Below are 12,819 nucleotides of genomic sequence, written 5' to 3' on the forward strand. Positions count from 1 at the left end.
TATTATTTTTTAAAATTTATGTATTGTGTAATTAAGTTTTAAGAAAAATGAGCGACCAGGTTTTTGTACTGATCGATTGTCGTAAGCAGCTTTGTTAAAAATGTTTTTAGCATCGAAGCTTAAAACAATATTATTTTTAGGGAATGTATAGCTAAGTCCTAAATCTTGTATAAACTGTTTCGGGATTTGAAAATGCTCTAGACCACTATTATTGTTTCCAGGAGGATTTTGGTATAAGAACTTATCTGTAAAATAAGCGTTGTAAAATAGGTTTAAGCGTGAGTTTTTCTGAATAAAATTTTGAACAGAATAGCGCATTGCAGCGTTCATGGTAAATAACGGAGTGTTAGGTACATCTACCGTCATGCCTTCTCTGTTTTTTGTTTTTAGCCTTAAACGTGAAACGTTAAAATTAAATCCGAAGTTTTCATTGTAGCTATAATTTACTTGAGCTTCTATTCCTCTAGATGTTGTTCGTTCGTTAAAGTTTGCATATTGCACAACTTCATCACTTTCTCTAAGACCGTCTGAGTTTGGTGGAAGTCCAATCAAGTTTTTAATGTTTCGTGTGAATAAATTGGTAGAAACGGTTAATCCGTGCTTTTTTATATTGAACTTTCCTAGTCGAAAACCAAGATTATAATTGTTGCTGATTTCAGGTTGAACTTTAAGGTTTGGAATTATATTGTCTCCAGCATCTCCAAAAACTTCAGATTCATTTGGTAATCGAATAGCTTTTTCAGCAGAGGTTAATAAGGTAATATTAGGAAGAAGTGCGTAAGAGAAAGCAAATCCGTATCCGTTATAATTCTTTTTACTATTGTAAATTTCATCCACTACGCTTTTAGTACCGTCATTATTGTCTTGAAAAACAGGTTTTGTGTTTGCTACTTTTTGTTGGTAATGTTTTCCGAAAGTGTTTATTTTTAATTTGTTGTTAAAAGCGTTAATCTCGTAGCTTAATGAATAGATGTTTTTATATAAATCACTTGTTTGTTTAAAGGTGTTTTCTAAAAGTGATTTTAATTCATCACTGTCTTCTCTGTCAAGTCCGCTGTAAAAATGATTTAACTGTACTTTGTGGTTTTTATTGATCTTATAAGACACACCAGTTCTTATAGAGGCAACATTTCTTTTGATGTTAAGAAGTGTTGGGCCTCCTTCTTGTTGAGATTTCCAAGGATATTTATGGTCAACAATACTTACTGTTCCATCTGGATTAAATTGTTCTCTCTGTAGTTTTACGCCTTTCCAGGTATAGGCTTGACTTACCGTGTCGTTTACAACTCTATTTCTTGTGCCGTAAAGTCCGGTTATGTTAACATCTAATCCTTTAAAAAGTAAATCTTTTTTTTGGTAAGTAAGATTGGCTAGTTGAGCGTCAGATTTCATAAACCTACCGTTGTAAGGCAATATGGTCATGAAGGCACCATGTTGTATTTCTTTGTAATCATCTGAACCTGTAAACCCTACTAAAAATTGATCGGCCCATTTTACGTTCGTGAAACCAGCTTGCACCGTTCCTCCGGTAGATCTATAAGCGTCGTTAAACCTTTTTGCTGTAATTGGGGTTTGGCTTCCGTTTACTTCGATGTGTTTTACTTGCCCTCCCCAAACTTTATAGTCATTATCAGAATAATTAAGAAAGCTAGAAGCTTTTATGGTGAAACCCGATTCTTTAATACGATACAAACCATTAAAATTCATTTGAAAAGTGTTGAAAGAACCGTATGAAACCGAAGCGTTAAAGTTGTTTTTGTTTCCTTTGTGAAGGGTTATGTTGATAACGCCTCCCAGAGCATCATCGGCTAAATGTCCAGGTACAACACCTTTATAAACTTCGATATCTTTAATCATAGAGGGTGGGATGCTGTTTAGATTAAATGAAGATCCATACATTGAAATAGGAATGCCGTCGATAAAAATACGAACAGCATTGCCAGATAGCCCGTTTAAACTATATTGAGCTCGAGAGCCCAAACCTCCACTTTGACGAATTTTTACTCCTACAGTAGTGTTTAAAAGCTCGTTGGTTTGTATGTTTCTAAGACTAGCTTCTTTAGTTTCAATAATGTTAACAGCAAAACCTTTGGTCTCTTTTTTTGTTTTTTTAGACTTACCTTTTACACTAACCTGATCTAACAACTCAATATCTTCATTTAAAGAAAAGTTTATAATTAGTTTAGAGTTGGTTGTTTTGGTGTTAAATCTTATTTCTTTTGATTCTGGTTTAAACCCCATGTACGAAGCGGTAATGGTGCTTTTTTTATGGAGGGAGCTTCTTAAGCTGAATGTTCCGTCCTCGTTTGTTATAGTTGCTTCAGAATTATTGTTAATTGTAACAGTAGCTCCATATAAAGGGGTGCCAAAGCTGTCTACTACCTTTCCTTGAATAACTTTTTTATTGTTTTGGGCAAAAGAAGAAAACGTCAGTAAGAAAGATAATAGAAGTAGTTTAATTTTCACTTATTTAGATTTAATTAAAATAATAATTTACCTTTGCAAAAGTATTTTGTTTAAAACGGTTCTTAATAACGTAAAAAGGAATTATTATAACGTAAAAAGAATAAATGGAAATTCGGCTTAAAAGTTCAGGTATTGGTAGTAAAGAAATAGTGAAAATATTTAAAAAAAAATTGAAGACTATTTCTTTAAAAGAAGAGGTTTACTCGGGTTCTAAAATAACTTTTAAAAGTATTGATTTAGGTAGTGTGTTTGTTTTAGCTCAAGATTTTGTGACTAGTGATCAAGAAGATTTTGTTTTGGAAGCGACTCAAGATCAACCTGTTTTTTTACTTCAATTTGTTTTTAATGGTGATGCGCTTTTCTCTTTAGAGGATTGTCAGAATTCAGAATTTAAGATACAAAGTAATATGCATAGTTTGTTGTATTTACCTAACTTAAAGTATTCAATTACATATTTAAAAGGTAAAAGCAATGTTTTAGCTGTTTATTTTACAGAATCTTTTTTGAAAGATAAAATGGGAACTGCTTATCTTGAAAGTTTAAAAAACTATGAAGAAGCAAAAGAGAAAAATCTTTTTTGTGCTGTTTTAGGTCAAAACATGATTTTAAATAACAAGTTAAGAGATGTTGTTAATGAGCTCATTAATTGTTCCTTCAAAGGTGTGGCGCGCAAATCGTACTTGGAAGTTAAGTTGACTGAAATAGTATTGCTAGCACTTCAGTCATCAAATTTAAAAAGTGCAATTAATAAGCTTAGAGAAGAGGATAAAGAAGTGCTAGTTAAAATAGAAAACTATATTCAAAACAATCTACATAAAGATTTAACAATTGAAAAACTCTCTGTTTTGGCTGGTTTTAACACTTCTAAATTCAAAAGCGCTTTTAAGCAATTTTATGGGGTAACTGTTTTTAAATATATAACCTCCTTAAGGTTAGAAAAAGCTAAAGAGTTAATTGTAAATAACAATTATACGGTTGCGCAAGCTTCCTACGAAGTTGGTTATAAAAATCCACAGCATTTTACCGTAGCATTTAAAAAGAAGTTAGGCTATTTGCCAAGTCAATTACTTGATTAGTTTTTTTTAGTCTGAAAAATATATAAATGATAGAAGTCGGGATGAGTGGATTCGAACCACCGATCTCTGGTCCCCCAGACCAGCACTTTAACCGGACTAAGCTACATCCCGATGTTACAAATATATTTAAAAATGAAAAGTTCTAAGTAAATTTACTTAGAACTTTATCAAGAATAAATATTATAATGAGAGTAGTAGTTAACATAACTACGATTCTTATGTATATTGCTAACGTGTTAAAACGCTGTTTATTGTTTAGGCAGTTAAAGGTTTACCTTTTAAACGTTTTTCAATTCGTTGTTTCACAGCTGTTAAACGTTTCATGATATCCATTAACGTAGCGTCTTTTGTTTTTTTGTATACCTCGTTAATCTCTAAAATTAGAGCTTTTGCTTCTCTAGCAGCTAGTATTCTATCGCTAGTAGTAACAAATTTGAATTTTCTGTTTTCAAACTCTTCTGCCTTATTGATTAATTCTGAATTCATAAAATCTACCAATTTTAATTTAAAATTTTCTTTTAGGTTTTGTCTGGTAATTGATTTGGTTAAAAAAAATAACCCCTAAAATAACTGGGGCGACAAATTTAAAGGAAACTTTATGTTTACTATAGGTAAAACCATCAATTTACCTTATGTGCTAATAAGTTTTTTTTATTGTCGTTGAAAAATTCCCTAGATCAACTATAGACATATATCTATAAAAATAGTGATTTTATATTGTTATGTCAAGTTATTAGCAGAAAATTAACAGTTTTTGATATGTCAATTAATGATTCTTTAAGGAATCGCCTTGTTTTACTAAGAATATAGTATTTTTGTTGAATACCGAAGAATAAAGGGAAATATGAAAAAAATAGTGATATTGTTACTTGTCGTTGGGTTTTTGTCTTGTAAAACCGAAAGGAAAAGAACGGTTTTAGGAGAATCTGATTTTCAGACAGAAATGAATACCAAATTTAAAGATGCGTCAAAATCACCTTTAACAAAAAAGGGATTGAAGGAGTTTAAAGGTCTTGATTTCTTTCCTATTGATGAAAAATACGCTGTAAATGCCAAAATAGCATTATTGCCAGATGCCCCTGTTTTTAATTTTCCAACAACAACAGATAGGGTAGTGTTGTATAGAAAATATGGAATTTTGTCTTTTTCTATTGAAGGAAAAGATTTTGAGTTAGCTATTTATCAAGATGTCAATCCTGATCCTGAATATATTAATCATTTGTTTTTACCATTTTTAGATAACACGAATGGTAAAACGTCTTATGAAGGTGGGCGTTATGTAGACGTGTACACTTCAGATATACAACCAAACGGAACAGTTACAATTGATTTTAACAAAGCATACAATCCGTATTGTGCGTATAGTGATCGTTATTCGTGTCCTATTCCTCCCCAAGAAAATTCTTTAGATACAGAAATAAAAGCTGGAGTAATGGCTTATAAAAAACCTTAAGAAAAAAATCCTGCAAGAGCAGGATTTTTTTATTTTGAAGGAGGAGTTAATCCTTCTTTACTGTCTTGTTCAATAGCTTTGGCTAATGAATCTAAATAAGGTTTTCTAACCTTTAATTTTGTTTCGGTGTGTGCTTTCTTGTTTAGTTTGGTAAACATTTCAGCTATTTTAAAAGCTGTAGGTAATAGGTGTTCTTGCGGAACAACTTTATCTAAAAAGCCAGCAGTAATAGCTTCTTTCGGATTGTATATTTCTGAACAACTTACGCTTCTCTCAAAATAAATAGGAGCAAGACGTGCTTTTGCAATCTCAATACCTGCATTATGCATGGTCATACCAATCATAACTTCGTTTAGTCCAATTTTAAAATCTCCTTCAATACCTAATCTGTAATCTGCAGACAGCAATAAAAATGCGCCTTTAGCAACAGCATGCCCTGAACAAGCAGCAATTATAGGATAAGGAAATGATAACATTCTGTGTGATAATTGCGACCCTTTGGTAACTAAACCTAAAGCAGATTTGGCAGATTGAGTCATGCTTTTTAAATCATAACCCGCAGAAAAAATTCCTGGTTGCCCAGTTAAGATTACTGGTTTTTCTTCTTTTTCAGCGTTATCAAAAGCGGTATTTAAGGCGTCAATTACTTCGTGAGAAATTGCGTTGGCTTTTCCGTTGATAATTGTAATTAGTACATGATTGTCTGCTGAGGTATATTGTATAAGTTCGTTCATTTGTTATATGAATTTTATTTTATTATTGAGAGGGTCTCTTTAGATTGTCCTTTACAGTTTAAATGTTTTGCGGATTATTCCAAAGGTAGTCTACTAAGAAAATTCCTGCAAAAACCGCTAAAAAACCAATAATAAAACTAGCGATAGTGTATAGGGCAAAACTGCTAAAATCACCTGATTTTAAAAAGATATGGTTTTCGTAAGCAAAGGTTGAAAAAGTGGTGAAACCACCACAAAAACCAGTAGCTAATAACAACGTGTGGTTTTGAGTTAATGCTTGGTTCTTGGCGGCTAAACCTAAAATAATTCCGATAAGCAAGCTACCTAAAATATTAGCAGTAAATGTTCCGTATGGAATTCCTGTTTGTGAGCTGTTTAACGCTTTTCCGATAATGTATCGCAATACACTACCTATTCCGCCGCCGATAAAGACTAATAAAAGTTGTTTCACAAAGAATAGTTCTAGATTAAAGCTTGATTTTAACTTGTTAGAGAAACTTTTAAAGTATCTCTAATCAGCTTTCTGTATGTGCTAAAATAAGAAAACCTCACAAATTTGTGAGGTTTTACTTATATATAAATTGTATAATTGTTTATAGTTCTACGTCGTCAGCATCTGTCCAGTTCCACTTTCCAGCAATTATTCCATTTTTAACGGTAACAATACCTGGGTTGGCTCTGATAACAGTTTTTAAAGCGGTTTCATCACAGAATCCGAAAGTGTAAGGTAGTTTATATTTTTGTTGGGTAGCTGCTAAGTCTTCAATGTAAGAAGCAGTTAGTACATAAATTTCATAACCTTGTTCGCTAGCTTGTTTTGCAACTTCTGAAACTTTTGAAATTCCTTCTTCTTCAGTTTTATCAAAATTATACATAACAACCAACATGGCTTTTTCTTTAGCTAACATTTCTTCTAATTTATCACCTTCGTCAGTTTCAATCATAAAATCGTGAATAGGAGGAATGTCGTCACTTCCTTCTTGGTATTTCATACCTTCAGCAATATCAGTTCCTACTGAGTAGGCTCTAAAGTCGATGATTGGTAAGTGTTGTAATACGTAATAGGTTACCAAAAGTGATACAAAAATTGAAGCAAAAGTTGTTACAGAAGCAATTTTGCTAGAAATGAAAGGTTTAATGTGTTTAACGCCTAAAATTAGGATTACAATAAATACCATAAACACCACATTTTTATAAAATGTTTCTTTTGGTGTAAGTTTTAAAGCGTCTCCAAAACAACCGCAATCGGTAACTTTGTTGTAAGTGTACGAGTACCAAGTTAAAAATAAGAAGATAAGGTTAATACCAAATAAACTCCAAACAGTAAATTTTGCTTTGTATCCTACTAAAAGCATAATACCTAAAACCAATTCAGTAACAATTAAAAGAATAGAAAAAGGTAACGCAAAAGGTATTAAGAACTCTAAGTTTAGTACACCAGCACTAAAATATTCTTCAAACTTGTATTGAGAACCGATAGGGTCTACCAATTTTACAAATCCAGAGTAAATAAAAAGAAGTCCTACAAGTACTCTTGAAATATGAGTTAACAATTTTAAAATCATATTAGGGGTTGTTTTAGGTTAATTTTCTAATTCAGAAAGGTGAATCATGGCAAAAATAGCATAATTAATCATATCTTGATAATTAGCATCAATTCCTTCAGAAACTAAAGTTTTACCTTGATTGTTTTCAATTTGTTTTACGCGAAGTAGTTTTTGTAGAATTAAATCGGTTAACGATGATACTCTCATATCTCTCCACGCTTCACCGTAGTCATGGTTTTTATTTTCCATTAACTCTTTGGTGATTTTTATGTGTTTGTTGTATAATTCAGTGGCTTGTTCAGTAGTTAAATCAGGTTGTTCAACAACTCCTAATTCTATTTGAATTAATGCCATTACTGAATAGTTGATAATACCAATAAACTCTGATTTTTCTCCTTCATCAACTTTTCGTTCAGTATTTTCTTGTAATTGACGAATGCGTTGTGCTTTGATAAATATTTGATCGGTTAGTGATGGGAGTCTTAAAATTCTCCAAGCACTACCATAATCGCTCATTTTCTTGGTAAATAAATTTTTACATTCTTCAACTACAGCATCATACTGTTTTGAGGTGTCTTGCATCTTTCTTATTTAAAAGTATTCGACCAAAAATAGTAAATATTACAAGCTTTTCATTTATTTTTACTTGGAAATTTAGTGTAATGACGATTAATTGTAAAGGAACCTTACTAGATCTTACCACGCCTAAGGTTATGGGGATTTTAAATGTAACCCCTGATTCTTTTTTTGATGGAGGAAAATATAAAAACGAACATGATTTTTTAGCTCAAACAGAAAAGATGTTGAATGAAGGAGCGACTTTTATTGATGTTGGGGCATATTCTTCAAGACCAGGAGCGAAGCATATTTCTGAAGAAGAAGAATTGCAAAGAATGCTTCCTGTGGTTGAGTTGTTGGCAAAAAATTTTCCTGAAATTCTTATTTCAATTGATTCTTTTAGGAGTAGAGTGGTAGAGGAGTCTATCAACGCTGGCGCAGCCATCATCAATGATATTTCTGGTGGAAAGATGGATACTAATATGTTTGAAACGGTAGCAAAATTGCAAGTGCCATATATTATGATGCACATGCAAGGAACTCCGCAGAACATGCAAAAAAATCCGCAGTATGAAAATGTGGTTACTGAAGTACTATCTTTTTTTGCAGAGCAGCTTTTTAAACTTCGTCAACTAAAAGTTAATGACGTGATTATCGATGTTGGTTTTGGTTTTGGAAAAACAGTTGACCAAAATTACGAGTTACTTAAAAACTTATCATTGTTTAAAAGCTTAGATGCTCCTGTTTTAACAGGGGTTTCAAGAAAATCAATGTTGTATAAAATATTAGGAACTTCAGCTCAAAAAGCCTTAAATGCAACTACGGTAGCCAACACTATTGCTTTGTTAAACGGAACGCATATTTTACGAGTACATGACGTAAAAGAAGCAGTTGAAGCGGTAACGATTGTAAATCAGTTGTAATAAAATGCTTACATTTACTTGTTTAGATCATTTTAAATAGTAAAAACTTCAAGAAAATTAATGAACCTAGATTTTATCGATTTTTCGTTTTTGGATGTACTGGATATCTTTTTAGTAGCAGTTTTATTATTTTACATCTATAAACTGTTAAAAGGAACGGTAGCAATAAATATTGTAATAGGTATTGCTTTTATCTTTTTAATATGGAAAGTTACACAAGCGCTTAATATGGAAATGCTAAGCGGTATTTTGGGGTATTTGCTTTCAGGAGGGGTTATCGCGTTAATTATTGTATTTCAACAAGAAATCAGGAAGTTTTTATTAATGATAGGAACTACCAATTTCTCTACTAAAAGAGGATTTTTAAATCAGCTCAAATTTTTGAAGTCTGAAATTCATTCAGAAATAGATATAGATACGATTTTAAAGGCTTGTGCCAATTTGTCTAAAACCCAAACAGGAGCATTATTAGTAATAGAAAAAACAAATAATCTTGATTTTTTAGTGAATACTGGAGATAAAATGAATGCTTTGGTAAATGAAGCTATTATTGAAAGTATTTTTTATAAAAACAGTCCGTTACATGACGGAGCAACAATTATAAGAGATAATTATATTGTAGCTACTCGTGTGATTTTACCAGTTTCTGACAGTACAAAGATTCCTGCACGTTTTGGTTTACGACACCGTGCTGCTATTGGTGTTACCGAAAAAACAGATGCGATTTGTTTATTGGTTTCTGAAGAAACGGGAGAGATTTCATATATAAAAGACGGAGAGTTTGTTTTGTATAAATCGCTCGAAGAACTTCATAAAAAATTAGAAAAAGATGTAATGGCATAAATAAAAAGACTCGCAATTTGCGAGCCTTTTTTTATTGTATTCCGTGTCAAAAAAATTATTGAGCAGGAGCCATTTTAGATTGAATAGCAGCCATTACGCTGTTAAACTTCTTAGTAGCTTCTTCGTCTAAATTAGCAGCTATTTCTTTAGCTTTAGCAGCTAATTCAACACCTTTTTTAGCTAATTCAGTATTCTTAACAACATCTCCTTTAGCTTCGATATAATCTTTAGCGTATTGAGAGTAAGTTTGTAAATACTCACCTACTTTAGGGTCTTCAAACTGAGGAATTTCGATTCCTTCAATTGCAGATTTTACTGATTCAACAGCTTCTTCTGTAGCTTCTTTAGTTTCTTCTACTGCTTTTGTTGCAGCATCTTCAGTCGCTTTTGTAGCGTTTTCTACAGCTTCTACAGTTGCATCTTTAGCGTCTTTAGCTTCTTTTTTACAAGATGTTGCTAATAATGCACCAACAACAAATACAGATAAGATTACTTTTTTCATCGTTTATTGATTTTTTAGTTTTTAGATTGAATAACAAATGTACTATTTTGATTGGTGTAAACAAATTTATTTACACTATCGTTTCACTATTAAACTGTTTTTCGTACAAATTCTTATAATAGCCCTCATGTTTTTTTAACAATTCTGTATGATTACCTTTTTCAACAATACGACCTTTGTCCATAACTATAATAATATCAGCCTTTTTAATTGTTGCTAAGCGATGTGCAATTACTATTGAAGTTCTGTTTTTTGTGATCTCATCTGTGGCGTATTGAATCATTTGTTCTGAATGAGCATCTACAGAAGAGGTAGCTTCGTCTAAAATTAAGATACTTGGATTGCTAACATAAGCACGTAAAAAAGCAATTAATTGACGTTGACCAGATGAAAGCATACCTCCGCGTTCTTTTACGTTGTAATGATAGTTGTTAGGAAGGCTCATAATAAAGTCATGAATTCCTATTTGTTTGGCAGCTTTTTGTACTTGGTCTAGCGAAATATTTTCGTTTCGTAGCGTAATGTTATTTAAAATAGTATCTGAAAACAAAAATACATCTTGTAATACTACCGCTACTTTTTGTCGTAAAGAAGAAATCTCATAATCTTGAACAGGAATGTTATCAATAGCAATAAGTCCACTATCAATTTCATAAAATCGACTAATAAGGTTTATGATGGTTGATTTTCCTGCACCTGTAGCCCCAACAATAGCTACGGTTTGTCCTTTTTCTACATTAAAACTAATCCCTTTTAATATTTCTTCTCCTTTTATATAACTAAAATGAACATTTTTAAAACTAATGTTTCCTTCAACGTTTTCTGCTATGATAGTTCCGTTTTTGTCTATTGAACTGTCAGTGTCAATTACGTTGAAAACACGCTCACCAGCAACAATTCCCATTTGTAATTGATTGAACTTGTCTGCTATTTGTCGTAACGGTCTAAAAAGCATTTGAGCCATTTTTATAAAACCGATAATAGCACCTAAACTAACAGCACTATCTTCAATCACTTGTAATCCTCCATACCAAACAATTAATCCGATAGCTATTGAAGAAAGTATTTCTGCAATAGGGAAGAAGATTGAGTAGTACCAAACAGTTTTTATATGTGCTTTTTTATGCTCCTTGTTAATCTTTATAAAGTTTTTGTACTCAATTCGTTCTCTGTTGAAAAGTTGAACAATTTTCATTCCTGTAACTCTTTCTTGCACAAAACTATTAAGGTTTGCTACTTGGTTACGTACATCTTGGAAAGTAGATTTTATTGCTATTTGAAATAATTTTGTAGCATAAATTAGTACAGGTAAGGTAGCAAGCGCAATTAAAGCAAGTTGCCAGTTTTTATAAAACATTACAGCTATAACAATAAGCATTAATAAAATATCACTTACTATCATAAAAACTCCTTGAGTAAAAAAGTTTGAAATGGTTTCTATATCTGAAACTACACGAGTTACCAGTTTTCCTACAGAAGAGTTATCAAAATAACTCATTTTAAACTCTATAATTTTCCTAAAAATTTTGGTTCTTATATCTCTAATAATATGTTGACCTACCCAATTTGCATTATAAATAAAACTAAATTGAAATAAAACTTGAGCTAATAAAGCAACCACCATAGCTATTGTGAAGTATACTAGTCTAGTAATGTCTTTAGTGGAAGTAAAGTCATCGATTGCAGTCATTAAAATTACAGGGGTAAGAACTGCAAATCCTGCTAATAAAATTGTAGAAGCCGCAGCAACGATAAAACGTAGGCGGTACTTTTTTGCAAAACTCATTAGTCGTGCAAAAATTTTAATGTCGAATGCTTTTCCTGTTATTTTGCTCACTATATATAGTCGTATGTTACTGCTGTTAAAAATAAACCTTTTGCCGGAACTGAAACTCCAGCGTTACTTCTGTTTTTACTTTCAATAATTTTTTTAAAATCATCAATAGTAATTTTTTCAAGGCCAACATCAATTAGCGTACCTACTATGGCGCGAACCATATTTCTTAAAAAACGATTAGCACTAATATGAAAAGTAAGCTCATTACCTTTCATAATCCATTCGGCATTGGTTATGGTACAGTTAAATGTGTTAACGTCTGTTTTTACTTTTGAGAAACACTCAAAATCTTCATATTTATATAAAATAGTAGCTGCTTCATTCATCAACTCAATATTTAATTGTTGATGATGCAATTGCCAGCTAGTTTCTAACAAAAACGGATTTCTACCTAACCATATTTTATATTCATAACTTCTACTATTAGCATCAAAGCGAGCATGTGCATCGTCGTGTACTAATGTCGTGTTAAATATTACCACATCATCGGGTAAAATAGCATTAAGTTTGTAGGTGAAATTATCACTTAAAGGAGTTTCAATATCAAAATGAGCAAACATTTGTGAAGCATGTACACCTGCATCTGTTCTGCCAGCACCAACAATATTAATTTCTTGTCGTAAAATTGTACTGATAGCTTTGTTTATTACTTCTTGAACCGAAATTGCGTGTGGTTGTACTTGCCAACCATGATAATTTTTCCCGTTGTATGCTAGTTCGATAAAATACCTCAAAAATGTAAAAATTTTAAACAGCTAAATTATGAAATTCTAAAATGAAATGTTGTAAAGAGTAACTTAAATAATACGTTTTGAGTTTTATTAACATATGTAAAGAGTTTGTTAAGGGGTATATGTTATTTTTGCTGCCTTTGAAAAAG

Annotated in this window: 13 protein-coding genes and 1 tRNA gene; 4 read left to right on the top strand and 10 right to left on the bottom strand. The window is 31.8% G+C overall.

Going from position 1 to position 12,819, the window contains the following annotated elements; genetic code table 11:
- Nucleotides 1–9: 9 nt before the first annotated feature.
- Nucleotides 10–2,466 (bottom strand): TonB-dependent receptor, encoded by a 2,457-nt coding sequence (locus Q0663_RS03625; protein ID WP_299006517.1) that lies wholly within the window; start codon nt 2,464–2,466, stop codon nt 10–12.
- Between the two features lie 245 nt (nt 2,467–2,711).
- Here Q0663_RS03625 and Q0663_RS03630 point away from each other — a divergent pair, with 245 nt between their 5' ends.
- On the top strand, nt 2,712–3,542 hold the full coding sequence (locus Q0663_RS03630; RefSeq protein ID WP_299006519.1) for an AraC family transcriptional regulator: 831 nt from the start codon (nt 2,712–2,714) through the stop codon (nt 3,540–3,542).
- A 36-nt stretch (nt 3,543–3,578) separates the two neighbouring features.
- Here Q0663_RS03630 and Q0663_RS03635 read toward each other — a convergent pair.
- Nucleotides 3,579–3,653, bottom strand: a tRNA-Pro gene (locus Q0663_RS03635).
- 144 nt (nt 3,654–3,797) lie between these two features.
- Nucleotides 3,798–4,028 carry a hypothetical protein gene (locus Q0663_RS03640; protein WP_299006522.1) on the bottom strand — a complete coding sequence of 77 codons (231 nt, stop codon included), beginning with the start codon at nt 4,026–4,028 and terminating at the stop codon, nt 3,798–3,800.
- A 358-nt stretch (nt 4,029–4,386) separates the two neighbouring features.
- On the opposite strand from Q0663_RS03640, the gene Q0663_RS03645 reads away from it, so the two are divergent.
- Nucleotides 4,387–4,995 (top strand): DUF1684 domain-containing protein, encoded by a 609-nt coding sequence (locus Q0663_RS03645; protein ID WP_299006525.1) that lies wholly within the window; start codon nt 4,387–4,389, stop codon nt 4,993–4,995.
- Nucleotides 4,996–5,024: 29 nt separating this feature from the next.
- Here the strand turns inward: Q0663_RS03645 and Q0663_RS03650 are convergent, their stop codons facing one another.
- The 4 genes from Q0663_RS03650 to Q0663_RS03665 form a co-directional block, all read right to left on the bottom strand.
- Nucleotides 5,025–5,729 carry a crotonase/enoyl-CoA hydratase family protein gene (locus Q0663_RS03650; RefSeq protein WP_299006527.1) on the bottom strand — a complete coding sequence of 235 codons (705 nt, stop codon included), beginning with the start codon at nt 5,727–5,729 and terminating at the stop codon, nt 5,025–5,027.
- A 58-nt stretch (nt 5,730–5,787) separates the two neighbouring features.
- Nucleotides 5,788–6,180: a fluoride efflux transporter CrcB gene (gene crcB / locus Q0663_RS03655; RefSeq protein WP_299006529.1), complete on the bottom strand. Its 393-nt coding sequence runs from the start codon at nt 6,178–6,180 to the stop codon at nt 5,788–5,790.
- Between the two features lie 142 nt (nt 6,181–6,322).
- Nucleotides 6,323–7,294 carry a DoxX family protein gene (locus Q0663_RS03660; protein WP_299006531.1) on the bottom strand — a complete coding sequence of 324 codons (972 nt, stop codon included), beginning with the start codon at nt 7,292–7,294 and terminating at the stop codon, nt 6,323–6,325.
- An 18-nt stretch (nt 7,295–7,312) separates the two neighbouring features.
- Nucleotides 7,313–7,858 carry a DUF1599 domain-containing protein gene (locus Q0663_RS03665; RefSeq protein WP_299006534.1) on the bottom strand — a complete coding sequence of 182 codons (546 nt, stop codon included), beginning with the start codon at nt 7,856–7,858 and terminating at the stop codon, nt 7,313–7,315.
- An 80-nt stretch (nt 7,859–7,938) separates the two neighbouring features.
- Here Q0663_RS03665 and folP point away from each other — a divergent pair, with 80 nt between their 5' ends.
- Both folP and cdaA read left to right on the top strand, forming a co-directional pair.
- Complete coding sequence (folP, locus tag Q0663_RS03670) at nt 7,939–8,757, top strand: dihydropteroate synthase (RefSeq protein ID WP_299006537.1); 819 nt, start codon at nt 7,939–7,941, stop codon at nt 8,755–8,757.
- A 60-nt stretch (nt 8,758–8,817) separates the two neighbouring features.
- A complete protein-coding gene (gene cdaA, locus Q0663_RS03675; protein WP_299006539.1) occupies nt 8,818–9,600 on the top strand; it encodes a diadenylate cyclase CdaA in 783 nt (260 codons plus the stop codon).
- A gap of 55 nt (nt 9,601–9,655) precedes the next feature.
- Here cdaA and Q0663_RS03680 read toward each other — a convergent pair whose 3' ends face one another.
- From Q0663_RS03680 to truA, 3 genes are all read right to left on the bottom strand, one after another.
- Nucleotides 9,656–10,102 (bottom strand): hypothetical protein, encoded by a 447-nt coding sequence (locus Q0663_RS03680; RefSeq protein WP_299006541.1) that lies wholly within the window; start codon nt 10,100–10,102, stop codon nt 9,656–9,658.
- A gap of 70 nt (nt 10,103–10,172) precedes the next feature.
- Nucleotides 10,173–11,939: an ABC transporter ATP-binding protein gene (locus Q0663_RS03685; protein ID WP_299006543.1), complete on the bottom strand. Its 1,767-nt coding sequence runs from the start codon at nt 11,937–11,939 to the stop codon at nt 10,173–10,175.
- Nucleotides 11,939–12,673 carry a tRNA pseudouridine(38-40) synthase TruA gene (gene truA, locus Q0663_RS03690; RefSeq protein ID WP_299006546.1) on the bottom strand — a complete coding sequence of 245 codons (735 nt, stop codon included), beginning with the start codon at nt 12,671–12,673 and terminating at the stop codon, nt 11,939–11,941. Before truA ends, Q0663_RS03685 begins: the two co-directional genes overlap by 1 nt.
- Nucleotides 12,674–12,819: the final 146 nt, after the last annotated feature.

It is taken from the genome of uncultured Tenacibaculum sp. (genome assembly GCF_947504135.1).
Taxonomy (GTDB): domain Bacteria; phylum Bacteroidota; class Bacteroidia; order Flavobacteriales; family Flavobacteriaceae; genus Polaribacter.

Coding starts and splice junctions, on each gene's coding strand:
- Q0663_RS03645 (WP_299006525.1), top strand. CDS start 4,387: ATGAAAAAAATAGTGATATTGTTACTTGTCGTTGGGTTTTTGTCTTGT.
- Q0663_RS03660 (WP_299006531.1), bottom strand. CDS start 7,294: ATGATTTTAAAATTGTTAACTCATATTTCAAGAGTACTTGTAGGACTT.
- Q0663_RS03650 (WP_299006527.1), bottom strand. CDS start 5,729: ATGAACGAACTTATACAATATACCTCAGCAGACAATCATGTACTAATT.
- Q0663_RS03680 (WP_299006541.1), bottom strand. CDS start 10,102: ATGAAAAAAGTAATCTTATCTGTATTTGTTGTTGGTGCATTATTAGCA.
- folP (WP_299006537.1), top strand. CDS start 7,939: ATGACGATTAATTGTAAAGGAACCTTACTAGATCTTACCACGCCTAAG.
- Q0663_RS03640 (WP_299006522.1), bottom strand. CDS start 4,028: ATGAATTCAGAATTAATCAATAAGGCAGAAGAGTTTGAAAACAGAAAA.
- cdaA (WP_299006539.1), top strand. CDS start 8,818: ATGAACCTAGATTTTATCGATTTTTCGTTTTTGGATGTACTGGATATC.
- Q0663_RS03665 (WP_299006534.1), bottom strand. CDS start 7,858: ATGCAAGACACCTCAAAACAGTATGATGCTGTAGTTGAAGAATGTAAA.